Origin of the sequence: Pseudothauera hydrothermalis (genome assembly GCF_003345255.1) — a bacterium.
Taxonomy (GTDB): domain Bacteria; phylum Pseudomonadota; class Gammaproteobacteria; order Burkholderiales; family Rhodocyclaceae; genus Pseudothauera; species Pseudothauera hydrothermalis.
Genome location: NZ_CP029331.1, coordinates 1,893,898 through 1,916,482, shown reverse-complemented (window position 1 = coordinate 1,916,482; position 22,585 = coordinate 1,893,898). Strand labels below are relative to the sequence as shown.

Here is a 22,585-nt window from a genome sequence, read left to right as displayed (position 1 = left end):
TTGCGTTCGTTCGGCCGAAGCAACGGCCGGGACGGGGCTAGAGCGCGTCGGTACGCGGGCGCAGCAGGCGGGTCATGATGCTCACCACCAGCAACACGACGATGCCGGTAACGATGCCGACCAGGCCGTCCAGCGCACTGGGCAACAAGGCGCCGGCGACGCCGGTCATGTTTGCGCTGGCGGTCTCGATGGCGCGATGCACCGGGGGCAGGCCGTGGCTGAGGATGCCGCCACCGACCAGGAATATGGCCACCGTGCCGGCGATCGACAAACCGCGCATCAGCCCGGGCGCAGCCCACAAGATACCGCCGCCGAGTGTGCGCTGCGCGACCGGCAGTATACCCGCGCCGGGTTGACGTTTGAGCAGCAGGCCAAAGTCATCGAGTTTGACGATGATTGCCACCAACCCATAGACGCCTATGGTCATCATCACTGCCACCGCGGCCAGCACCGATAACTGCGCGGCAAGATCCAGGCCGCTGACCACGCCCAGTGCAATGACGATGATCTCCGCCGACAAGATGAAATCGGTGCGGATGGCGCCGCGGATCTTATCGCGTTCCAGGGTTGCCAGATCGACTTCCGGACTGGCCATCGCCTGCAGCACTTGCTGGCGATGAGCCGTGTCCTCGGTGCGATGCATCAAGCGGTGGACCAGCTTTTCCACCCCTTCGTAGCACAGATAAGCGCCGCCCAACATCAGTAGCGGCGCGATTGCCCAGGGCAGAAAGGCGGCGATGGCCAGTGCGGCGGGTACCAGAATGAGTTTGTTCACCATCGAGCCCTTGGCCACCGCCCAGACCACCGGCAACTCGCGCTCTGCGCGCAGCCCGGCGACCTGTTGGGCATTGAGGGCGAGGTCATCGCTCAGCACGCCTGCAGTCTTCTTGGTGGCCACTTTGGTCATGGTGGCGACATCGTCCAGCACGCTGGCGATGTCGTCGAGCAAAACGAACAAACTGGTTGCGGCCATGCGCTTTTATTCCGGTCAAAGCTCAGGCGGGGGGGACGCTGTGGCGGATCATTCCGGACGCATCTGCGGGAACAGAATCACGTCGCGGATCGAAGGACTGTCGGTGAGCAGCATTACCAGCCGGTCGATGCCGATGCCGCAGCCGCCGGTGGGCGGTAGGCCGAATTCCAGCGCGCGGATGTAGTCGGCATCGTAATACATGGCTTCTTCGTCGCCGGCTTCCTTGGCCTTGGCCTGCGCCATGAAGCGCTCGGCTTGGTCTTCCGGGTCGTTGAGTTCGGAAAAACCGTTGGCGATTTCGCGGCCGACGATGAACAGTTCGAAGCGCTCGGTGATTTCCGGGTTGGTATCCGAGGCCCGCGCCAGGGGCGAGACTTCCACCGGATAGTCGATGATGAATGTCGGCTCCCACAGCTCGGCTTCGGTGCAGGCTTCAAAAAGTTGCAGCTGCAGACTGCCCAAGCCGCCCGGTTTGACCTTTTCGCCAAAGTCCGCGATCTTTTGAGACAGCCAATCGACATTGGTCAATTGCTCCAGGCTGAAGCCCGGGTGGTATTTGCGGATTGCCTCCACGATGGTCAGACGCTGGAAAGGCTTGGAGAGGTCTAGTTCGCGACCCTGGTAGACGAAGCGTTCGGTGCCCAGTGCTTCGCGCGCCGAGTGACGGATCAGTCCTTCGGTGAAGTCCATCAGCGTGCGGTAATTGGCATACGCCTCGTAGAACTCCATCATGGTGAATTCCGGGTTGTGGCGGGTGCTCAAGCCTTCGTTGCGGAAATTCCGGTTGATTTCGAACACCTTTTCCATGCCGCCCACCACCAGGCGCTTGAGATAGAGTTCGGGCGCAATGCGCAGATAAAGCGGCATGTCGAGCGCGTTGTGGTGGGTGACGAAGGGCTTGGCTGCCGCCCCGCCGGGGATGGGGTGCATCATCGGCGTTTCCACTTCCAGAAAACCGTGATCGATCATGTAGTGGCGGATCGACTGCACCATGCGGCTGCGCGCCACGAAAGTAAAGCGCGTCTGCTCGTTCATGATCAGATCCAGGTAGCGCTGGCGGTATTTCTGTTCCTGATCGGTCAGTCCGTGGAATTTGTCGGGCAGCGGGCGCAGGCTCTTGGTGAGCAGGCGGATTTCGCTGGCCTGCACGGTGAGTTCGCCGGTTTTGGTTTTGAACAGGGTGCCGACGCAGCCGACGATGTCGCCGATGTCCCAGTGTTTGAAGTCGTCATAGACCTCTTCGCCCACTTCATCGCGCTTGACATAGAGCTGAATACGCCCGGACAAATCCTGGATGGTGATGAAACTGGCTTTACCCATCACCCGCTTGAGCATGATGCGCCCGGCCACGCGCACCTGCACCGGATTGGCGGCCAGCACCTCGGCGTCTTTGTCGCCGTACAGTTCGTCGAGCTTGCCTGCGGTGTTCTCACGCGAAAAGTCGTTGGGAAAGGCTCGGCCGCTGCGGCGCCACTGGGCGAGTTTTTCGCGCCGTTCGGCGATGATGTGGTTGTCGTCTTGGGGGGTGGTAGGAGTCGGGTTGGACATGGTTTCAAACTGGGTGAGTCGTCAATGGGGGCGCCGTCGGTTGGATGGCCCAACATGGCCGGCGCGCAGGCGAAAGTTTCTCGGCGTCAAGGACGCAATTGTCGCAGGCGTGCATGATCCGGGCAAATTCCGCGCGGGCCGGTTTTTTGCCGGTGCGCTGGAAGGGGGTACGGAAAACCGGTTGGGCCGGTTAAAGTTCGCGGCTAGGATTCCGTTAGAGCCCTGCATAAAGGGCCGAGAGACGAAACATGGAGAAAGGAGGCGTTCGATGAGCACGTTCTGGCGGCTCTACGAAGCAGTGGAGAAGACATTCTGGAATTCGCTGACCAAGAAGCTGTGCAGCTTCTTGCTGCTGTTTTTCATCGATGTCTTTTACCTGGGCATTTACCTGCGGCAAAAAGGCGAGATCGCCAAACTGCTGGTTTCCGGACAGATTGCCCCGGAGACGGTTTCGGCGGTTACCGCCTCGCTGGAGGCCGGTCTGTACGCCATGCTCGGCCTGACCGCGTTGGCGCTGTTGATCAACGTCGGGCAGATTCTCTACATCCGCCACCTGATCGTGCGTCCGGTCAGGGTGATTACCCGCATTTTCAACGAGATCGCCCGCGGCGAAGGCGATTTTTCGCGCGATCTGCCAATGACCACGCATGACGAACTGCGTGATTTGGCGCAAAGCTATAACCGCTTTGCGGACAAGATGCGCGAGATCATCGGTGAAGTGCGCAACATGAGCGTCAACATCGCCCGTGAGGCGGTCAAGGTCAAAAGCAAGGTTGAGAGCTCTGCGCGGGATGCTGCCGAGCAAGGCCGTATGACCGAAGTGGTTTTTACCGCCAGCAGCGAAGCCACCAAGGCAATCGAGGAAGTCTCCCGCAGTACGCAAAACATTTCCGCCTCCACCAATGCCAACCTCGACATCGCCCGCGAATCGCTGCACGAGATGCGCGATATTCAGGGCAATCGCACCTACTTATCATACGCATAACAGATAAGCCGTTTACGATCATGCACTTAGGCACCCCCTGTTCACAGCGTCATATTTTGTGTAGCTTACTGTCTTTTTGGGGATCCCATGAAGGCAGTAAGCATCATGCCGCTGACGCAGGTGTTCGTCTCGGTTTCCGACCCGCGCAGCAAGCGCCACACACGCCACGACCTGTCCGAACTGCTCACGGTCGCGGTGTGTGCAGTGCTCTCGGGCGTGGACGACTTCGTCGACATCGAGTTGTGGGCCAAGGCCAAGATCGATTGGCTGCGAGGGTTCATGAAGCTTGAGCATGGCATCCCTTCGCACGACACGATCGGGCGCGTGTTCGGCCTGATTGAGCCTGACGAGTTCGAGGCGGCGTTTCGGCGCTGGGTCGGCATGGTCGTGCCGGTGCTGGCCGAAGACACGGTCGTTGCGATCGACGGCAAGAGCAGCCGAAGAACGGCAAGCAAGGGCAAGACCCCTGCAAGTGCCCTGCACATGGTCAGCGCGTTCGCCGCCGGGATGGGCGTGGTGTTGGGCCAGAGGGCCACGGCCGAGAAATCCAACGAGATCACCGCCATTCCCGAGTTGCTCTCGAAGCTCGCCCTGGAAGGCTGCGTGGTGACGATCGACGCGATGGGCACACAGGCGAAGATTGCGCGCACGATCCGCGAACGCGGCGCCCACTACGTGCTGTGCGTGAAGGACAACCACCCGAAGTTGCTCGACTCGATCCGCTTTGCCGGCGTCGCGGATCCACGGGGACCGCTCACGCCGGCCTCGACGCATGAAACCACGAATCTTGGCCATGGACGCACGGAGATCCGCCGCTGCGTTGCGTACGACGCCACCGATCGGCTCTACAAGGGCGAAGAGTGGAAGGACGTCGCGAGCTTCGCCTTGATCGAGCGGGTGCGCACTGTCGGCAACAAAACCAGCACCGAGCGTGCCTACTACCTGAGCAGCCTGCCCGCGGACGCCGAGCGCATCGCCAAAGCAGTTCGCAGCCACTGGGAGGTGGAGAATCGGCTTCACTGGTGTCTGGATGTGCAGTTCAACGAGGATCAGTCCCGGGTGCGCAGCGGTTACGCGGCCAACAACTTGGCTGTTGTTCGCCACATCGTGATGAACCTGCTGCGGCTGAACACGACCCGTAAGGCGAGCATCAAGTCCAAGCGCATGCTGGCTGCCACTATTGACGAATTTCGGGCCGAGTTGCTCGGAGTTATGACATGAAGGTGCGATTGCCCTGGCGCGATATTGCCGGCAAAATCAATGCGGTCAGCGACAAGGTCGAGCAGTTCAATCAGACGGTCGATGAGCTCTCCAAACGCTCGGAAAGCGTCAAGCAGATCGCCTCATTGATCCGCGAAATTGCCGACCAAACCAATTTGCTGGCCCTGAATGCTGCCATCGAGGCGGCGCGCGCCGGCGAGGCCGGCCGCGGCTTTGCGGTAGTGGCCGACGAGGTGCGCAAACTAGCCGAACGGGTCAATCAGGCCACCGAGGAGATCCATGGCAACATTGCCGGCGTCATTGCCCTGGTGGCCAATACCCGCGCAGAAAACGAAATCATCAACGCCGATGTACTGCGCACCCGCGAAGTGGTGGGGCGATCTGCCGAGCAGTTCGGCAGCATGGTCGGAGAGTTCGAGCATACCGGCGAGCAACTGCTGCAGATTGCCGCAGCCATGGAAGAACTTACCGCCACCAATGCGCAGGTGCATGAAAACGTCAACGTGATCCATGATCTGGCCACCTCGGTGGCGCGCGACATGAAAGAGTCTCAAGAGCGCACGCAGGCGCTATCGCACGCAACCGAAGCGGTGCAAGAGCTGGTATCCCGTTTCAAAATCGGCCGCGGCGCATTCGACCACGCTGTCGGTCAAGCGCAGATCTTTCGCAATCTGATCCAACAGCAGCTCGAAGAAATGGCCGCCAGCCGGGTGGACGTGTTCGACCGCCGTTATCAGCCCATCCCCAACACCAATCCGCAGAAATTCAAGGTGTCCTGGGGGGACGAATACGGTAGACGTTGCCAGGCGCTACTGGACGACGCCTTGGGCAAAATCAAGGGTGCGGTGTATGCCGTGGCGGTCAATACCGACAGCTATTTGTCGGCCCACAATACCAAATTCTCCAAACCGCTGACCGGCGACTACGACACCGATCTGGTCGGCAACCGCACCTGCCGTAAGTTCGAAGGGCCGGCGGAACTGCGCGCAGCGCACAATACCGCGCCAATGTTGCTGCAAACCTTCATGCGCGATACCGGCGAAATACTGTGCGACATTGCCATGCCGATTTATGTGGGGGGGCGGCATTGGGGCAATGTGCGGATCGGTTTGCCGGTCGATGCGCTGATCGACCGCTGACCGGCACGCTTCATCCGCCCAGCTGTTGGCTGGCAAGCTGCCCGAGCGTTACCAGCGCGTGGATATGGCGCTCGGAAAACGGATAACAGCCGGACAGGCGGATATGCCGGGTATAGCGCCCGGAGGGCGAAAACAAGGTGCCAGGGGTGATGCTGATGCCGCGCGCCAGCGCTTCGTCGAATAGCCGATCCGCATCGCAGCCGGGCGGCAATTCCACCCAGACCAGAAAGCCGCCGGTGGGTTCGGTGGCCCGGGTGCCGGCCGGGAAAACCTGGTCGATCAAGCCGCGCAGGCGATCGATCTGACCGGCATAGGTGCGTCGCAGCCGGCGCATGTGCTGAGCGTAACCGCCGTTTTCCAGAAATACGCCAAGTGCTTCGCAAGTCACCGCCGGTTGGGCCACCGAAGAGCAGAACTTCAGATCCGCCACTTCGCGCTGGAAACGTCCGGCCTCCATCCAGCCGGCGCGAATGCCGGGCACCAGGGTTTTACTGTAAGAGGCGCACAGGATCACCCAGCCATCGCGGTCAAAAGCCTTCACCGCCGGCTGCAGCGGCACCGCGTATTGCAGCTCAGCATAGAGCGCATCCTCGATGACCGGCACCCGGTATTCGGCAGCCAGCGCCGCCAGCCGGCGCTTGGCGGCCAGGGGCATGCTGATTCCCAAGGGGTTGTGCACATTGGGCATGGTCACCACCGCGCTGACCCGCCGCTCGGACAGCAGCAACTCCAGCGCGTCCATCGACATGCCGCTGCCCGGATCGGTGGGTACTTCGATGGTGCGCAGTCCCAGTGCCTCGGCCAACGGGATCAGGTTGAAGTACGTGGGCGATTCGACCGCAATCGCATCGCCGGCGCGGGTGACCGTGCGCAGCGCAAACTGCAGGGCCTCCATGCAACCGTTGGTCAGGATCACATCCTCGGCGGTCATGCTCACGCCAAGGTCCAGCGCATGGCGGGCAATCTCGCGGCGCAGACGCAGCGAACCGGGCGGCAGTGCGTAATCGGTGAGCAGTTCCGGGTGTCGGCGCGCGGTGTCGGCGATGATGCGGGCGAGCTTGTCGCCGGGATAGAAGTCGCTGCCTTTCGGGCAGGCCAGCGACAGGTCCACGTTGTTGGCGTTCGACTGCGCGGCGATCACGGTGGCAATGCGGTTCAACACCGCAGTTTTCGCCGGCCGGGCCGGTGTCGGACGGGCGGCGAATCGCGGTGCCGGCGGTGCCGGCAGGCGCGAGCGCACAAAGTAGCCCGACTGCGGGCGGGCTTCCACCAGCCCGCGGGCCTCCAGATGGCGGTAGGCGGCCAGCACCGTATTGATGCTCAAACCGCGACTGCGCGCCGCCTCGCGCACCGAAGGCAGACGCGCGCCGGCCGGCAGGCGGCCGTCGGCCATGGCACCACGCAATTCGTCGGCAAAAGCTTGATACAGCGGTGTTTGGACGGTTTCCATGACAGATACAGCCGGCTCGCCGGCATATGGTTACAGTTATTCTATAAATCAACTGTTACCAGTATAGAGTGAAATATCTGGCGCTGTAACCTTATGCAAAAGGCCCGCACAATGTCCGCACTCGCTTGTTGTGTCGGAGCATTTCGCCATGATCGACCTACCCCTGATGACTTATGTGGCCACCATGTCGGTCACGCCGGGACCCAACAACCTGATGCTTGCCGCCAGTGGGGTGAACTTCGGCTTTCGTCGCACACTGCCGCACATACTGGGTATCAGCATCGGTCACGGCCTGCAGGTGCTGCTGGTCGGCGGTGCGCTGGCCTGGGTGATGGCCTGGCTGAACACCTTGCGTCCGGCGCTGGTGGCGGTAGGTTGCGGCTATTTGCTGTGGCTCGCTTGGCGACAGGCGCATGCTGGCCAGCCAGGCTCGCGCGGGCAGGGACAACCGCTGGGCTTCATCGGCGCCGCGCTGTTCCAGTGGGTCAATCCCAAAGGCTGGATGATGGTGCTCAACGTGGCCTTGCTGTTTCTACCTCAAGGGGCCGACTGGCAGGCCGCTGCCATGCTGGCGGCGCTGTGCGCCCTGGTGAATTTTCCTTGCATTACCTTATGGGCCGCAGCCGGCGACCGTCTGCGCCACCGCTTGCGCGAGCCGCGGGTGTTGGCGTTGTTCAACTACACCATGGCCACGCTTCTGGCTGCGACCGCGCTGTGGATCGGTGTGGAAGAGGGCTTGCTTGGCTGGCTGCCGATTGCCTCAGTCGGTTGTTCCGAGTGACCAGAAAAGGCTTTCCTGTTCGCCTTTTTCGCCCAGCGCCACCATTGCATCGGCCAGCTCGGCGAGCGGTTCGGGCAGTGTCTGTGCGCGCAAGGTGTGCAGCAGTTGGCGGTCGCGTTCGCTCAAGGGGCGACGATGGGCCAGGCTGCGCAGTGCGGCTGCGCTCATCTGCCAAGGCGACCAGGGTTGTCCGGCCTCTTGCCACAGACGGGCGGTTTGCAGCGCAATGGCGATACCGTCGGGGTCCGGGTCGCAGGCAATCGCAAGCGCTGCGGGTGCGAGCGCGAGCAGCCGGGAGACGGCCTCTGCCCACCAGCCGGGGGGATAGCCGGGCAGCCAAAGCACCGCCTGCTCCGCCGCGCGGGTAGCGGCCGCCTTTTCAAAGGCGCTGCGGTTTTCCACTACCCGCCAGAGCAGGGGTGGGCGGTGGATGCCAATGATCGCTTGCAATGCTTGCGGCGGCAGACCGATGAAGCCGGGCAGGGCACCAAGTTCGATTGAGCCGGCGGCGCTCTGGAGCGTCAGATCGGCGGCCAAATATAGCAAGGGGGCATGCGCGCTGATGCCGAAGGCGGCGAGATCGACCGTTTCAGCCAGCCAGCGCCATTGGCTATCGGTGATTTTCTTGGTGTCGGCGCACGCAAACCAGGCAAAGTCTCGCCGGGTTGCTTGGCTGCGATGGCGGTGCTCATCATGCCAGCGCTGTAACGCAATCAGTAATTGCAGGCGTTCGAGTGCAACCTTGGGCGGCAGCGGCGTGAGTGTGGCCCGTGCCGCGGCCAGTTGCGGCAGGGCGAGCGGCGTGTCCCGTAGCGTATTCCACTGACGGCGGTGGGTGTCCGGTTCCGGCAGGGCTAGTGCCCGGCGCAGCGCGGCAGGATCGATGAAGCGTAGGCTGTGCGCTTGCCAGTCGCGGTGTTGCGGATCGCGCCGTTCTTGTATCTCTACCAAGCCGTCGGCAAGTAAGCGGTGGAGGAGCTGAAAGGCGGTGTTGGCCTGCTGCGCGCCGGCGCGTTCCAGCAAGGTGGCGCAGCGGTAATGGGTGGCCGCGTCGGCGCGGCGTACCCACTGGGCCAGCAGTGTGCGCCAGGCGGCCGGCCAGGTGTCGAGCATGGGCTGCGGACGGTTGAACGCGCGGCGCAAGCGCTTGCCGCGCAGGCTGGCGCGGGTGGGGTCGCTGATCCAGGCGGTGGAAATTCCGTCGGCGTCGGGCGGCAACCAACTCAGGGTTTCGTTTGCCATGCGTGCGGCCGATTAGGTGGCGGTCCGGGCCAGTACACCGATGGTCGGTGCCCAGTCTTCGCCCGGTTTTTTCTTGCGTGTGACCAGGGTGAGCTGGGCGGGGGCGAAGACATTGGCGTTGTGGGTGACCGGGGTGGTGATCAGGTATTGCGCGCGGGTGGCACGCAGAAAGCTGCCGACGCGGTCGATGTTGGCCACATCCAGGTGGGCGAAGGGCTCGTCGATGAATACGAAGCTGCCGGGGCGGGCGTCATCCATCAGCAAGGCGATGAGCAGGATCAGTGACTTCATCACCTGCTGGCCGCCGGAGGCTTCGCCGTCGTTTAAACCCACCGCGCCTTTGCGGTCAAAGTCAAAGCGTACTTCCAGGCCGGCCTGGGCAAGAGACAGGTCGTCCGCGCCCAGTGCCGGCGGCGGGCAGTCGACGCCCACGCCGGCCAGTTCTCCCAGCGCTTTGAGGTTTTTGCCGTATTGGCGCACGGTGGCGCGCAGCTTGGCGATATAGGCGTTGCGCGCTTCTTCGGTCAGCCGTCGGGTGGTGGCACAGTAGCCTTGGCGGTCGCGGTAGTCTTGTTCGCGCTTGGCCAGGTCGGCTTTCAGGCGCTCGGCCAGCGTGAGCACCGCCGGATCGGTGATCCAATCGCCTTCGTCTAGATGACGGCGCAGACGCTCGGCTTGCAGGCGGGCACCGCGCGCGTCGCCATATTTTTCTGCCAGCAAGGCGGTCTCGGCCGGGTCGCGCCAGTGCGCAGGCATGCCGCGGCGCAGGCTGCGCAGGCGTTTCAGACGTTCGGCCTGGGCGTGGCGGCGCGGGGCGGTGTGCTGGTCGAGCTCGTACAGGCGCTGATCGATGGCGCGCAGCTCGCGTTCGCGGCGCTCGAGCTCGATGCCGATGCCGTTGAGTGTGCGGCCAAGCTGGTCCTGCTGGCTTTGCAGGGTGTTGCGCTCGGTGTCGACCATGGCCAGCGCGGCGCGCGCCTGCGGCAATTCGGCTTCTGCTGCGGCATAGGTGTCGGCCTTGGCGGCCAGTAGTTGCGCAGAATGTAGGCCCAGCAAGCGGGCCCGCAGTGCGGTGAGGCGATCGGCCGCCTCTTGCACCTGTGGGCGCAGCGCGGCCAGTTCGCGGTCGAACGCGCGGATGTCGTCTTCCAGTCGGGCGATGCGGCTTTGACGGGCGAGTTCGCCAAAGTAAAAATCGGTCGGCCTGCCCAGGTGGCGGGCGCCGCGGCGCTCACGGTGGTAGCCGTCGCGGGTGAGCCATTCGGTCTCGGGCGGCAGCTTCCGCGCGGCGTCGACGTTTTCCACCCTGCGGATGCGATTGAGTAAATCGGTGAGCCAACGCGGCACCGGCGCGCTGAAGCTGACGACTTCGGCCAGACTGTGCGCGCGCGCCGGCGGGGCGGGTTCGCGTTCGGGCACCAGGAAGTGACGGAAGCGTTCGCGCTCGCCCAATGCCCAGGCGGTGTGGCGGTCGGATTCGCGTTCGAGCAGAATCACATGGCGGTATGGGCGCAGCACCGCTTCCACCGCCGCTTGCCAGGCAGCGTCGGTGACTTCGACCACTTCGGCGAGGCTGCGGTGGGCAATGCCGGCCTCCTTGAGCAGGGCGCGAAAGCGCACCACTTCCGGCTCGGCCGGCGGGCCGCTGCGGCTTTTGGCGGTGCGTAGATCCTCGGAGCACGCCTCGAACTTCGCCACCAGCTCGCGCTCCTGTGTGCGTAGCTGGGCCAGCGCGGCTTCGGCCGCTTCATGCTGGCGTTCCAGCTCCAACGCATCCGCGCCGTGTTCGGCGGCGAGCTGGGTGCGCAGGGCATCGCGTTCGGCCAGTAGTTTTTCCAGATCGCGCACCCGGTCGCGGGCGTCAAGAAACGCGGTGTCGATCTCGCGTAGCGCATCCTTCAATCGGCGCTGTTCGGCTTCGGCGGCGGCTTTTTCCGCGCGCACCGCGTCAAGGCGTGTTTGCGCCAGGGCGCGCTCGGCTTGACGGGCAGCGCGTTCGCGCTTTTCCGCGGCAAGTTGCTCGCGCTCGCTGGCGGCCAAACGCGCCAGTTCGGCCGCTTCCAGGCGCGGCACGATTTCGCTCTCCAAAGCCTGCGCTTCGTCGTGGAGCTGTTTCCACTGCAGATAGTTGTCGGCTTCCAGACGGCGGGCTTCGGCTTGAGCACGCAGACGCTCGAGATCCAGGCCCAGGTCGTCGAGTTCACGTTCGGCGTTTTTTTGCTCGGCGCGCGCCGCTTCGTAGTTGTCCAGCACTTCTTTGTCGCCGAACACGTCGAAGACCAGTTCCAGTAGCGCTTTGGGCGAGTACTCGCAAAGTTTGTCGGTATCGCCTTGTTCCAGTGCCAGTACCTTGGCAATGGCCGGCGTCAGACCGCCCCAGGCGAGCCGGCTTTGGTAATCGCGCAGGCCGATCCAGTCGTCGGTGTTTTCCAGTGCTTCGATGGCGACATTGCCATCGACGATGGTGTAGTCGCGTGTCCATTCACCGCCGGCGCGGCGGATCCGGCAAGCCAGGGTGACTTCGTCCTGCAGGCAGGGAAAAAACGGGCGTCGTCCGCTGGCGCCGGGCTGGTTGGCGACCACCGCCCGAATCCATGCAAAGCTGCGCTCGGCGCGGCGCACGTAACGGCGAAAATCGCGCTTACCAGAGCAACGCAGCGCGAACAAGGTGCGCAGCGCGTCGAGCAGCGTGGTTTTGCCCGAGCCGTTGGGGCCGACGATGGTGATGATCTGGGCGTCCAGCGGCAGCGTAAAACGACGCCAGTAATCCCAATGGACGAGTTCGAGTTGTTTGATGTGGAACATGTCAGGCGTCTTCCTCTACGTCGTCCTCATCCGGCAGCACGTCGGCGAGCTCAAATGCGCCGGTTGGGGGCAGCGGGTGGCCGGCGCGGGCAATCACTTCGGCGAGCGCGCCGTGGATGATGCGATCGGCCAGTACCCGGTAATCCAGCGCCACATCGAGCAGCGGACCTTCGAGCACGACACCGTTTTTGCGTTCGATGAAACCCAAGCGGGCGAGCTTGCCGAGCATGAAGTTTTTGACCCGACTGCGCCCGCCGAGCAAAGGACCAAAGTCGGCGATCAGCGAAGCTTCCGGGATGCCGGCGGAGACTGTGTGGCCGTGCTCCACCGGTTTTTCGGTGCCGAACATGTCGCCCTGGCCGTCATCGGCCACTTCGCGGCGGGTGACTTGGCGTTCGCGCTTGGGCAGCACGATCAGCGACCAGATCACCACCAGCAGGGCGATCTCGTCGCGGGTCAAGCCGATGTTGCTGGCGGCATATTCGCGCCGGGCGCCGAATACCGGCTCGATCATCTCCGCGCTCAGGGCCGTGGCGACATGGCCTGCGTAGGGGTTGTCCAACAGTTGCAGGCCCACTGCGGCCAAGCGCTGGTCCAGCTCCACACGGAAGGTTTCATCGACCAGCGCGCGGCGCACCAGGCGGTCGTTGCGCGGCAGCCAACGGTTGGCCAACAGACGCGCGGTCAGGGTTCTGATGTCCTGTTCCATCAGCGGATCTCTTGTGGGAGGGGGGCAGGTGAGCGGTTGTCGGCGGCGGGGGCGCTGCCGCGTGGGGCGACCCGGCCTGAGGAGATCAGCGCAATCTCGTCTGCGTCTACCGTCTCCAGGGTGTCGCCGAACAGTACGTCCAGCGGCAGGCGCATGAACTCGCCCACCGGGCCTTCGGCGGGACCGGCGCTGGCGTCTATAAGGTCACCGTCGGCCAATAGGGCCAGTAACGACAGGCGATAAGCGGCCGGGGCAAAGCCGCCGCCCACTACCACCTCGGCCAGACGGGCCGGTTGCGACAACTGCCCCAGGCGCGCGGCAAAGTGTTGCAGCAAGGCCAGGTCTTCGGTTTCCGGGGCGGCGCCAATCTCGGTTGCGTCCGCCGGCGGCAGTGCGGCATCGATCTCTTGCGCACGCACATCTTCGGACAGTACCGCCTCGGCGCGGTCGAGCAGCTCGTGGCCGCCGGCCAGCAGCGGAATTTCCGGCACCAGCGCGAAGGCGTCGTCGGCAAAGGCTGCCAAGGCGGCGGCATCGAGCGTGCGCAGCCAGGCGGAAACGTCCGAGGAGGAAATGCCGGAGGCGCCCAGGGTGACACGTTGCGCCTCGATCTTGTTGAGCGCACGCTGAAAGCTGGCGTCGGCGCGGGCCAGGCGCGACTGCGCCAGACCGATGCGTTGGGCCACCTGGGCAACCTCGAAAGGCACTTCTGGATCGGCCAGTAGTTTGCGCAGAATCTCGGTGCCGCGAGCCAGCCATTTTTCGTTGGCCGACAGGCGCCGGCGCGCAGCGACGATGTGAAACTCCGAACCGGAGGCGATCGCCTCTTCGAAATGCCAGGTCAGCTCGTTGAGTTTGCCGAGCAGATGGCCTAGCGCTTCCTGGGTCAGTCCGCCCACCGCTTGCAAACCCGCCAATTGCGCGGTGAGAAAACCCAGTTCGACATCTTCTTCTTCTTCGCTAAAGCGCAGCAGCATGGCCAATGCGGCCACCGCATTGCGGCCGATGTCGGACAGATGGTAGTGGCCATCCGCGGCAAAGCTGAGCAGGGCGTTGTCGCGCAGGCGCTTGAGCACGGTTTCCAGCTTGACCGGGTCAAGATAAGTGAAACGCGCGCGCAGTGCTTCTGGCGACCAGCGCGGGGCATCGGTGTCTCGGCCGATCTCACGCAACACCAGAAGGCGCATCAACACCTCGGCCTCGGTGCCGCGAAACAAGGTGATGAAGGCGTCGACCAAGGGGCGGGCCGCCGTCAGTGCGGCCAGTTCCGGTACTTCGTCGGCGCTTACCCCCGGGGCCAGGAATTCGGCAAGATCCAGTGGCGTATTCAAGGTGGTCGGTGCTCAATAAGGCGCGCGGCCGTGGCTGCGCAATGCGGTTCAAACGCCTTGTTTCAGGCTGGCGGCAATGAAGTCATCCAGATCGCCATCGAGCACCGCCTGGGTATTGCCGACTTCGTAGTTTGTGCGCAGGTCCTTGATCCGCGACTGGTCCAGCACATAGCTGCGGATCTGGTGACCCCAGCCGATGTCGCTTTTGCTTTCTTCCAGCTTCTGCTGCTCAGACTGGCGTTTGCGTAGCTCCAGCTCGTACAGGCGCGCCTTCAGCATGGACATGGCCTCGGCTTTGTTCTTGTGCTGCGAGCGGTCGTTTTGGCATTGCACCACGATGCCGGTGGGCTCGTGCGTGATCCGCACTGCGGAATCCGTTTTGTTGATGTGCTGCCCGCCGGCGCCCGAGGCGCGGTAGGTGTCGATGCGCAGGTCCGCGGGATTGATTTCGATCTCGATCGAATCATCCACTTCCGGATACACGAAAACCGAGCAAAAGCTGGTGTGGCGGCGGGCGTTGGCGTCGAACGGGCTTTTGCGCACCAGGCGGTGGATGCCGGTCTCAGTGCGCAAGAAGCCGTAGGCGTAGTCGCCATTGACCTTGACCGTCGCCCCTTTGATGCCCGCCACTTCGCCTTCGGACTCCTCCAAAACTTCGGTGGCAAAGCCTTTGCGCTCGCAGTAACGCAGGTACATGCGCAGCAGCATGCCGGCCCAGTCCTGCGCTTCGGTGCCGCCCGCGCCGGCCTGGATTTCAATGAAGCAATTATGCGGATCCATCGGGTTGGAGAACATGCGGCGGAATTCGAGCTTATGCACGCTCGCTTCCAGCCCGCCCAAGTCGGCCTCGACCGCCTCCAGGGTGGCTTGATCACCTTCGGCTTCGGCCAGCTCAAAGAGTTCTTTGAGATCGGCCGCTTGCCGGTCGATCTGCTGCAGGGTCAGCACAACGTCTTCGAGCGCGCGTTTTTCCTTGCCGAGTTCCTGTGCGCGCTCGGCGTCGTTCCACACCGCCGGGTCTTCCAGCGCGCGATTGACCTCTTCGAGTTTCGATGCCTTGGCATCGTAGTCAAAGATACCTCCGCAGCTCGCGACCGCGCGCGGCGAGGTCGGCCAGTTTTTCGGCGATGGCGTTCAGGCGTTCGGCTTCCATGCTGTGACTCCGGTCATTTTGGATAAAACCCGTCATTATACCGGGCACAGGACGGCACTGACGGATGCGCACCGAGCCGCGCGTATCGTTGCACACCCTGGGCGCAGCTCAAGCCGCCTCGAAGTGCTCCAGCATCAATTGCACATTGGCCACACCGTTGTATTCATTGACGCCCAGACGGAAGGCAGCGCGCAGTTTGGGCGGGGCACCGTCGGCGTGGTTGAAGCGGATGGCATCGAAACGGGTGCTGCCTTTGGATAGTTGTAGCTTGAGGTGGCGGTCTTTGAGCAGACGCTGGTGATCGACATGAAAAATATCGTCGAACAACGGCGCGGGAAAACCCTGGCCCCAGATGTCCTGTTCGATCAGCCGTGCGCCCTCCAGGCTCATCCAGCCCGATTCGAGCGCACCGTCGGTGTCCATGCGGTGGGTGAGCGCGGCCGGATCGACCAGAGCGCCGACGACTTCGTCGAACACCGCACAAAAGCGTGGAAAATCCGCTTCGCGGATGGCCAGGCCAGCGGCCATGGCGTGACCGCCAAAACGCAAGATCAGGCCGGGTTCGCGTTTGCTCACCAGATCCAGCGCATCACGCAAATGCACGCCGGGAATCGAGCGTCCGGAACCTTTGAGTTCGCCATCGATGCCCGGGGCGAAGGCGATGGTCGGGCGGTGCAGGCGGTCTTTGATGCGGCCGGCGACGATGCCGATCACGCCTTGGTGCCAGTCCGGCTGGTAGAGGCTGATAGCGACCGATTGTGTCGTGTTGATCTCATCCAGACAGGCGAGCGCCTCTTCCTGCATGTCGGCTTCGATGGCGCGACGTTCGCGGTTGAGGCGGTCCAGCTCCTGGGCCAAGTTGAGCGCGCGGGCGGGCTCGTCGGTGATCAGACACTCGATCCCCAAGCGCATGTCCGACAGCCGCCCGGCGGCATTTAAGCGTGGGCCGATCAGAAAGCCGAGATCGACGCTGGTTGCCCGGGCCGGGTCCCGCCCGGCGACCGCGAACAGGGCGCGCACCCCCGGTTGCAGCCGTCCGGCGCGTATGCGCTGCAGGCCCTGCGAGATCAGAATGCGGTTGTTATGATCCAGCGGCACCACGTCGGCCACGGTGCCCAGCGCCACCAAATCGAGCAGATTGGCAAGGTTGGGCTCGGGCCGTCCGGCAAAGGCACCGCGTTCGCGCAGCTCGGCACGCAGCGCGAGCATGACATAGAACATCACGCCGACGCCGGCCAACGCTTTGCTGGGAAACTCGCAGCCCGGCTGGTTGGGATTGACGATCACGTCGGCCTCGGGCAACAGTTGGCCGGGTAGATGATGATCGGTGATCAGAGTGGCCATGCCGTGCGCGCGCGCCGCGGCAATACCTTCCACGCTGGCGATGCCGTTATCCACAGTGATCAGCAGATCCGGCTCCAGGCGCGCGGCCAGTTCCACGATCGCCGGGGTGAGGCCGTAGCCCATGGTGAGGCGGTCCGGCACCAGATAATGAACGTCGGCACCGAAGGCGGTGAGCGCGCGCATGCCCACCGCGCAGGCGGTGGCGCCGTCGCAATCGTAGTCGGCCACGATGACCATGCGTGCGCCGGCTTCGATGGCGTCGGCCAGCAGTGTGGCCGCTTCTCGGGCACCGCGCAGCGCACTTGGTGGCAAAAGCGCTGCGAGCGAATAATCCAGCTCAGACGGCGCCGTGACGCCGCGCGCAGCGTACAGGCGGGCAAGCAGCGGATGGATGCCGGCTTGAGTCAGCGCGGCAAATGCGCGCTGCGGCACCGCACGGGTGTGAATCCGGGGCGATACAGTCATCGGGTCCTTCAATGCAGCGTGTTGTGCAGGGCGTCCAGACTGCGCGGGCGCAGCCAGAATTTCCACAGATCGCGCGCGGACAGCCGCAACTCTAGCGTGGCGCGCTCGCCTGGGGCGCTGATTTGCAGTGTGCGCAGGCGGCCGACGCGTAGCGCCGCGAGCAGGGGCGCGAACCAGTCGCGCTCGAGCGCGCCCAGCGCGGCGCGCCAGCCTTCCAGGTCCAAATGCAGCGCCGGCCGGGCGAGCGTTTCCAACACCGTCAAGGTGGGTGCGGTCAGTGCCGGTGAAGGCGGCTGTGGGTCGAGGCCCGCGGCTTTGGCCAGTCCGCGTGTCTCTACAGTGTCGGCCTGCACCACCGCCAAGGGTGCCTGCGCGCCGTTGGGCGCTGTGCCGTGGCCCCAGAGCCACAGGCTGTTGACCGGCGCCTGGCCGGCGTGCTCGCGCGCCCGGTTGATCGGGTGGTTGTGCAGCACCACTTGGATTTCGTTGGCCAGACGTTGCCAGTCACCGGCGTCCTCGCCTTCGGGCAGGCAACGCGCCACCGCGCGGCCGACCGCCTCGGACAGCGGTACGAAACGCGTCCGGGGCGGTGTGTGTGGCAGCAAGTACCAACGATCCGGGGCAGGCGCTTCGAAGCGGCCCAGCTCGGCGAACACCTCGTTGAGTGTTCCGACCAGGGCCGCAGCCTCGTGCGCGGCGATCGCCAGCGTGGCGGCATCGGCAAGGATCAAATGTTCCCGCGCAAAATGCAGATTCACCGGGTCGGCGCACAGCCAGCCGCTGGCGGCTGTGTCGACCGGGGGGGCTTCACCGAGGCGGCGCAGCGTTGCCGCCGATACGGTGTCCGGGTCCAGGCCAAAGAGGCGCTGCAACCAACGTTCGGGCTGCGCGGCAGCGGCCCGACGCACACGGGCGAGGCCGAGCAGGCGTTCCAGCGCAGGCATTGCCAACCCGGCTGCCGGATTAGCGGTCTGTGTGTGGGGCCACAGCAGGCCAGGCAGAACGAGATGAAGATGCATAACAGGGGAAGGAGCCGCGCGACAAAGCGGCAAGTGTAGCAGCCGGGGCAGTCGGCCGTGGCGCGCCGGCGCACACCGGGCCGCGCTCGGGAACGGTTTGAAACAGGGGCGGAGCGCCGCGCGGCGCCGCCTTGCGGCACAATGTCGCCCTTTCCATAGCGGAGCGGCTTGCGCTCGATGCGTTACGAATTGCTGGTTGGTTTGCGTTACACCCGCTCGCGCCGCCGTGCGCGGCGGGGTAACCGTTTCATCTCTTTTATCTCGGCGGTGTCGATGTTGGGCACAGCATTGGGCGTGGCGGCGCTGATCGTGGTGTTGTCGGTGATGAACGGCTTTCAGGAAGAGCTGCGTACCCGCATCCTTGGGGTGGCCGCCCATGTGCAGGTGACTACGCTGGACGGTGCGCTGCAATCTTGGCAACGGGTGGCCGATCAGGCCGTGCAACACCCGCAAGTGCTGGCCGCTGCGCCTTACGTGCAGGAGCAGGGCATGCTTTCTTTCGACCACGCGGTGCGCGGCACCATGGTGCGCGGCGTGCTGCCGGCCGCAGAGCAAAGCGTGGCCGACTTTGCCCGCTACATGAAGGCGGGCAGCCTGGACGCGCTGCAGGCTGGGCGCTTTGGCATCGTGCTGGGGCGCGATCTGGCGCTGTCGATGCGGGTGCATCTGGGCGACAAGGTGACGCTGATCGCCCCGCAGGGGCTGGTCACGCCGGCCGCGGTGCTGCCGCGGGTGCGCCAGTTCGAGGTGGTGGGCATCTTCGAAGCCGGTATGTACGAATACGATTCGGCGTTGGCGCTCATCCACCTGCGCGATGCCCAGGCGCTCTACCGCCTGGACGAGGCGGTGAGCGGAGTGCGTCTGAAGCTCGGCGATCTGTTTGCCGCGCCGCGGGTGGCGCGTGAGCTGGCCGGCTACATCGACGAGTCGGTGATTGCCATCGACTGGACGCGCAACCATGCCAATTTTTTCCGCGCGGTGGCGCTGGAGAAAACGATGATGACCATCATTCTGTTTTTGATCGTCGCAGTGGCGGCGTTCAACATCGTCTCGACGCTGGTGATGGCGGTACAGGAAAAGCAGGCGGACATTGCCATTTTGCGCACGCTGGGGGCAAGTCCGGGCTCGATCATGGCGGTGTTCGTGCTACAAGGGGCGGTCATTGGCCTGGTGGGCCTGGTGGGCGGGGTGGTGGCCGGCCTGTTGCTGGCCAACAATCTGGATGTGGTGATCCCCTTTCTGGAAAAAGTCACCGGCGCTACTTTGTGGAACAAGGAGATTTACTACATCAGCGAGCTGCCTTCCAAAGTGCTCGCTAGCGACGTGACCACCATCATCTCGGTGTCCTTCCTGCTCACCCTGGTGGCCACGCTCTACCCGAGCTGGCGTGCGTCGCGGGTGAATCCGGCCGAGGCTCTGCGTTATGAGTGAGGCGACGATGCGTGAGGACGCGAACGGCCCAGTGCTGGCCTGTGAGGGGTTGTCGAAATCTTACCGCGAGGGTGCGGATGCGGTGGCGGTGCTGCGCGGCATTGACCTTGCCGTGGCGCGCGGCGAGCGCATTGCCATTGTCGGTGCTTCGGGCTCCGGTAAGAGCACCTTGCTACACCTGCTCGGCGGGCTGGATGTGCCCAGCGCAGGTTCGGTGCGTTTAGAGGGGCGGGATTTTTCGCGCATGTCGGATGCCGAGCGCGGGCGGGCGCGCAATGCCGCGCTGGGCTTCGTGTACCAGTTTCACCATCTGCTAGCGGAGTTTTCCGCGCTGGAGAACGTCGCCATGCCGCTGTATATCCGCCGCATGCCGCGCGCCCAAGCAAACGAGCGCGCCGCGGCGATGCTCAAGGAAGTCGGCCTGGGTCATCGGCTGGATCATGCGCCGGGCGAGCTCTCCGGTGGCGAGCGCCAACGCGCGGCGATCGCCCGGGCGCTGGTCACCGAGCCGGCCTGCGTGCTGGCCGACGAACCGACCGGCAACCTCGACCGGCGCACCGCGGAGGCGGTGTTCGATTTGATGCTGGCGCTCAACGAGCGGCTGGCAACCAGTTTCATCATCGTGACGCACGACGAATCGCTGGCCGCGCGCGCGCAGCGCACCCTGCGGCTGGAGGACGGTCGGCTGGTCTGAAGCGGCTGCTGCGGTCGGCATCGCCCAGTCGTCGCCAGGGCTGCCTCTTGCCGCGCCCGGGCGGCACGCTTCGGTGCGTGGTATCGAGTAATCTATCCGAGCGTGCGTACGGCAGCTTTTATCGGCCTAAAGATTTTCAGCCAGCGGCCGTAGCTTTGCGTACCGACTCTTGCAACCCCAACAACGAGTGCCGGCAATCTCTTGCCTGTCTGCCCCCAGAGAGACATCAAAAGCCGGCCGGAGAAGGAGAACACTATGTCGTTGATGAGCCCCGCCATCGGCTTACTGAACCGTATGCGCTTCCGGTGGAAATTCGTGCTTTTTGGCTTGGTTTCCGCGGCTACGGTGGCTTTTTTGCTGACCGCACTTGTCTTGTCGCTGTGGCGGGATATCGAAGCGCTGGACCGCGAGCGTGAAGGGCTGGGCATGGTGGTGCCCTTGCTCAAGGTGGTGCAGGCTGCGCAAATGCGTCGCGGTTTGGCCGCCGGTGCCTTGGATAATGCCGACGACACCATGAAACAACGTCTGCCTGCGGCCACCCAGGCGTTGGATCAGGCATGGGCCGAGGCCGAGCGCGTGCTGGCGCGGTTCGAGCCGCGTTACGGCGGCGAAGGCGCCAAATGGCGCGAACGCTGGAAAGAGGCCGCCGACATGTACGCCAGCCTCAAAGCGCCCAACCCCAATGCCACGGTGCAATGGGTGTTTGATGGGCATACATTGATGGTCAAAAACGCCATCCTGGTGCTGCACGATTTGGCAGAACTCAGCGGACTTTCGCTGGATGCCGAGGCGAGCACCGCCTACCTGAACGCACTGGTGATCGACATTTTGCCCGATGCCACCGAGCGTATTGCCCGCCTGGCCGGGCTGGGCGCCCCGGTGCTGGCCGAACGCTATCTCAGCGGTCCGGTACGCCAGCGTTTGACCCTGCAAGTGGGCGAACTCGACCATGCCATGCAGGTCGCCGATGAAAAGCTGGAGCGGGCCAGACTTGCAAACCCGGCGCGTGCACGCGAGTTGGAGGATTTGCAGATCGAGTTGGCGGTGAGCGTCGATTCGGTTCGTGAAGCGGTGATCAACGACATCCTGACCGAATTTTTTTCGCAAAGCGCTAGCGTCTTTTTCGACAATGCCACGGGTACGTTGCGCGCGACCTTCGACAAGGCTGCCACCATCATCGTACCCACCATCGATGAGTTGTTGGCCGAGCGGCGTGAAGGTTTGCTGCGCACCGCCACTGTCATGGTGTTGATTGCCGCCGGCGCGGTGGCTTTGCTGGCCTACTTTTTGGGTGCGCTGTATCTGGCCATTGCGCATTCGTTGCGGGAGCTGAGCGCGGGCGCGCAGCGGCTCGGGCGAGGCGATTTGACTGCACGGATTGTGCTCTCCGCTCAAGATGAACTGGGCGAGGCGGCCGAGCGGTTCAATGCCATGGCGGCGGCTTTTAGCGATGCCATGCAGCGGGTGCAGCGTAGCGCCGATGAAGTGAATCGGGCCGCTGCAGCCATGGCAGCGTCTTCTTCGCAGGTCAGCCGCAGTTCGGCCCACCAGAGCGAAGCGGCTTCCAGCATGGCGGCTGCGGTGGAGGAGATGACCGTGGGCATTGACGAGATCGGTCGCCACGCCCACGAAGCGGAATCCATTTCCAGCCGTTCGGGTGAGATATCCGAAAATGGCGCCCGCATGGTGCAGCAAACCGCTGCCGAAATGGAGCTGATCGCCCGCGAGGTGGATGCCACCGCCAACACCATCGAAGCGCTGGGTAAGAAATCGGAGCAGATCAGCAGCATTGTCAAGGTGATCCGCGACATTGCCGACCAGACCAATTTGCTGGCGCTCAACGCCGCCATCGAGGCGGCGCGCGCGGGCGAATCCGGTCGTGGTTTCGCAGTGGTGGCTGACGAAGTACGCAAGCTCGCCGAGCGTACCAGCGCGGCCACTCAGGAAATTTCCACCACGGTGCAGGCCATTCAGAGCGGCACTGACGAGGCGGTTCAATCCATGAACCGCGGCGTCAAGCGTGTGCGCGAAGGCGTGGCGCTGACCCAGCGTGCCGGCGCAGCGATGAGCGAGATCCGCGACGGCGCGCAGTCGGTGGTCAGATCGGTCAGTGATATTTCGGCTGCGCTCAAGGAGCAAAGTGCGGCCAGCAACGATATTGCGCGCAATGTCGAGCAAATTGCCCAGATGGCCGAGGAGAACAACGCCGCGGTGAGCGAGGCGGCCAATGTGGCGGCTCGTCTTGAGCAGCTTGCCGAAGCGTTACGTAAGGAAGTGGGGCACTTTCGCCTTTGA

General features: G+C 63.9%; 15 protein-coding genes and 2 pseudogenes. 7 read left to right on the top strand and 10 right to left on the bottom strand.

From position 1 onward, the window contains the following. Window positions 1–37: 37 nt before the first annotated feature. Window positions 38–973, bottom strand: coding sequence for a DUF808 domain-containing protein (locus DIE29_RS09240; protein ID WP_114649731.1), 936 nt, complete (start codon window positions 971–973; stop codon window positions 38–40). A 48-nt stretch (window positions 974–1,021) separates the two neighbouring features. After that, entirely contained in the window at window positions 1,022–2,521 is a 1,500-nt protein-coding gene (lysS, locus tag DIE29_RS09235; RefSeq protein ID WP_102041381.1) for a lysine--tRNA ligase, read from the bottom strand. 268 nt (window positions 2,522–2,789) lie between these two features. On the opposite strand from lysS, the pseudogene DIE29_RS09230 reads away from it, so the two are divergent. From DIE29_RS09230 to DIE29_RS09220, 3 genes and pseudogenes are all read left to right on the top strand, one after another. After that, window positions 2,790–3,473 (top strand): annotated as a pseudogene (locus DIE29_RS09230) (HAMP domain-containing protein); the annotation flags it as partial. 120 nt (window positions 3,474–3,593) lie between these two features. Then, complete coding sequence (locus DIE29_RS09225) at window positions 3,594–4,727, top strand: ISAs1 family transposase (protein WP_102040763.1); 1,134 nt, start codon at window positions 3,594–3,596, stop codon at window positions 4,725–4,727. A 17-nt stretch (window positions 4,728–4,744) separates the two neighbouring features. After that, window positions 4,745–5,866, top strand: a pseudogene (locus DIE29_RS09220) (methyl-accepting chemotaxis protein); the annotation flags it as partial. 10 nt (window positions 5,867–5,876) lie between these two features. Here DIE29_RS09220 and DIE29_RS09215 read toward each other — a convergent pair. Continuing rightward, window positions 5,877–7,316, bottom strand: coding sequence for an aminotransferase-like domain-containing protein (locus DIE29_RS09215; RefSeq protein WP_114649728.1), 1,440 nt, complete (start codon window positions 7,314–7,316; stop codon window positions 5,877–5,879). Between the two features lie 148 nt (window positions 7,317–7,464). Here DIE29_RS09215 and DIE29_RS09210 point away from each other — a divergent pair, with 148 nt between their 5' ends. Then, window positions 7,465–8,097 (top strand): LysE family translocator, encoded by a 633-nt coding sequence (locus DIE29_RS09210; RefSeq protein WP_102041384.1) that lies wholly within the window; start codon window positions 7,465–7,467, stop codon window positions 8,095–8,097. On the opposite strand, the gene DIE29_RS09205 is transcribed toward DIE29_RS09210, so the two are convergent. From DIE29_RS09205 to DIE29_RS09175, 7 genes are all read right to left on the bottom strand, one after another. Continuing rightward, window positions 8,077–9,339 carry a DUF2399 domain-containing protein gene (locus DIE29_RS09205; RefSeq protein WP_114649727.1) on the bottom strand — a complete coding sequence of 421 codons (1,263 nt, stop codon included), beginning with the start codon at window positions 9,337–9,339 and terminating at the stop codon, window positions 8,077–8,079. The genes DIE29_RS09210 and DIE29_RS09205 overlap by 21 nt on opposite strands. Before the next feature lie 12 nt (window positions 9,340–9,351). Continuing rightward, window positions 9,352–12,144, bottom strand: a complete 2,793-nt coding sequence (locus DIE29_RS09200) for an AAA family ATPase (protein WP_114649726.1) — start codon at window positions 12,142–12,144, stop codon at window positions 9,352–9,354. A gap of 1 nt (window position 12,145) precedes the next feature. After that, window positions 12,146–12,853, bottom strand: coding sequence for a hypothetical protein (locus tag DIE29_RS09195; protein ID WP_114649725.1), 708 nt, complete (start codon window positions 12,851–12,853; stop codon window positions 12,146–12,148). Further along, window positions 12,853–14,184: a hypothetical protein gene (locus tag DIE29_RS09190; protein WP_114649724.1), complete on the bottom strand. Its 1,332-nt coding sequence runs from the start codon at window positions 14,182–14,184 to the stop codon at window positions 12,853–12,855. Before DIE29_RS09190 ends, DIE29_RS09195 begins: the two co-directional genes overlap by 1 nt. 48 nt (window positions 14,185–14,232) lie before the next feature. Next, a protein-coding gene (gene prfB, locus DIE29_RS09185) for a peptide chain release factor 2 (RefSeq protein ID WP_114649723.1) occupies window positions 14,233–15,337 on the bottom strand; the annotation gives its coding sequence in 2 pieces (ribosomal slippage) (window positions 14,233–15,255 and window positions 15,257–15,337; 1,104 coding nt in all). Between the two features lie 108 nt (window positions 15,338–15,445). Beyond that, entirely contained in the window at window positions 15,446–17,146 is a 1,701-nt protein-coding gene (recJ, locus tag DIE29_RS09180; protein WP_114649722.1) for a single-stranded-DNA-specific exonuclease RecJ, read from the bottom strand. A gap of 8 nt (window positions 17,147–17,154) precedes the next feature. Continuing rightward, window positions 17,155–18,090 (bottom strand): hypothetical protein, encoded by a 936-nt coding sequence (locus tag DIE29_RS09175; RefSeq protein WP_237269434.1) that lies wholly within the window; start codon window positions 18,088–18,090, stop codon window positions 17,155–17,157. 252 nt (window positions 18,091–18,342) lie between these two features. Between DIE29_RS09175 and DIE29_RS09170 the strand changes: the two genes are divergently transcribed. The 3 genes from DIE29_RS09170 to DIE29_RS09160 all read left to right on the top strand — a co-directional run bounded on the left by DIE29_RS09170 (window position 18,343) and on the right by DIE29_RS09160 (window position 22,585). Further along, on the top strand, window positions 18,343–19,596 hold the full coding sequence (locus DIE29_RS09170; RefSeq protein ID WP_114649720.1) for a lipoprotein-releasing ABC transporter permease subunit: 1,254 nt from the start codon (window positions 18,343–18,345) through the stop codon (window positions 19,594–19,596). A 7-nt stretch (window positions 19,597–19,603) separates the two neighbouring features. Continuing rightward, entirely contained in the window at window positions 19,604–20,290 is a 687-nt protein-coding gene (gene lolD, locus DIE29_RS09165) for a lipoprotein-releasing ABC transporter ATP-binding protein LolD (protein ID WP_418332827.1), read from the top strand. A 255-nt stretch (window positions 20,291–20,545) separates the two neighbouring features. Next, a complete protein-coding gene (locus tag DIE29_RS09160) occupies window positions 20,546–22,585 on the top strand; it encodes a methyl-accepting chemotaxis protein (RefSeq protein WP_114649718.1) in 2,040 nt (679 codons plus the stop codon).

Coding starts and splice junctions, on each gene's coding strand:
- DIE29_RS09195 (WP_114649725.1), bottom strand. CDS start 12,853: ATGGAACAGGACATCAGAACCCTGACCGCGCGTCTGTTGGCCAACCGT.
- recJ (WP_114649722.1), bottom strand. CDS start 17,146: ATGACTGTATCGCCCCGGATTCACACCCGTGCGGTGCCGCAGCGCGCA.
- DIE29_RS09205 (WP_114649727.1), bottom strand. CDS start 9,339: ATGGCAAACGAAACCCTGAGTTGGTTGCCGCCCGACGCCGACGGAATT.
- lysS (WP_102041381.1), bottom strand. CDS start 2,521: ATGTCCAACCCGACTCCTACCACCCCCCAAGACGACAACCACATCATC.
- DIE29_RS09200 (WP_114649726.1), bottom strand. CDS start 12,144: ATGTTCCACATCAAACAACTCGAACTCGTCCATTGGGATTACTGGCGT.
- DIE29_RS09160 (WP_114649718.1), top strand. CDS start 20,546: ATGTCGTTGATGAGCCCCGCCATCGGCTTACTGAACCGTATGCGCTTC.
- DIE29_RS09210 (WP_102041384.1), top strand. CDS start 7,465: ATGATCGACCTACCCCTGATGACTTATGTGGCCACCATGTCGGTCACG.
- DIE29_RS09170 (WP_114649720.1), top strand. CDS start 18,343: ATGCGTTACGAATTGCTGGTTGGTTTGCGTTACACCCGCTCGCGCCGC.
- DIE29_RS09175 (WP_237269434.1), bottom strand. CDS start 18,090: ATGCCTGCGCTGGAACGCCTGCTCGGCCTCGCCCGTGTGCGTCGGGCC.
- lolD (WP_418332827.1), top strand. CDS start 19,604: ATGCGTGAGGACGCGAACGGCCCAGTGCTGGCCTGTGAGGGGTTGTCG.
- DIE29_RS09225 (WP_102040763.1), top strand. CDS start 3,594: ATGAAGGCAGTAAGCATCATGCCGCTGACGCAGGTGTTCGTCTCGGTT.
- DIE29_RS09240 (WP_114649731.1), bottom strand. CDS start 973: ATGGCCGCAACCAGTTTGTTCGTTTTGCTCGACGACATCGCCAGCGTG.
- DIE29_RS09215 (WP_114649728.1), bottom strand. CDS start 7,316: ATGGAAACCGTCCAAACACCGCTGTATCAAGCTTTTGCCGACGAATTG.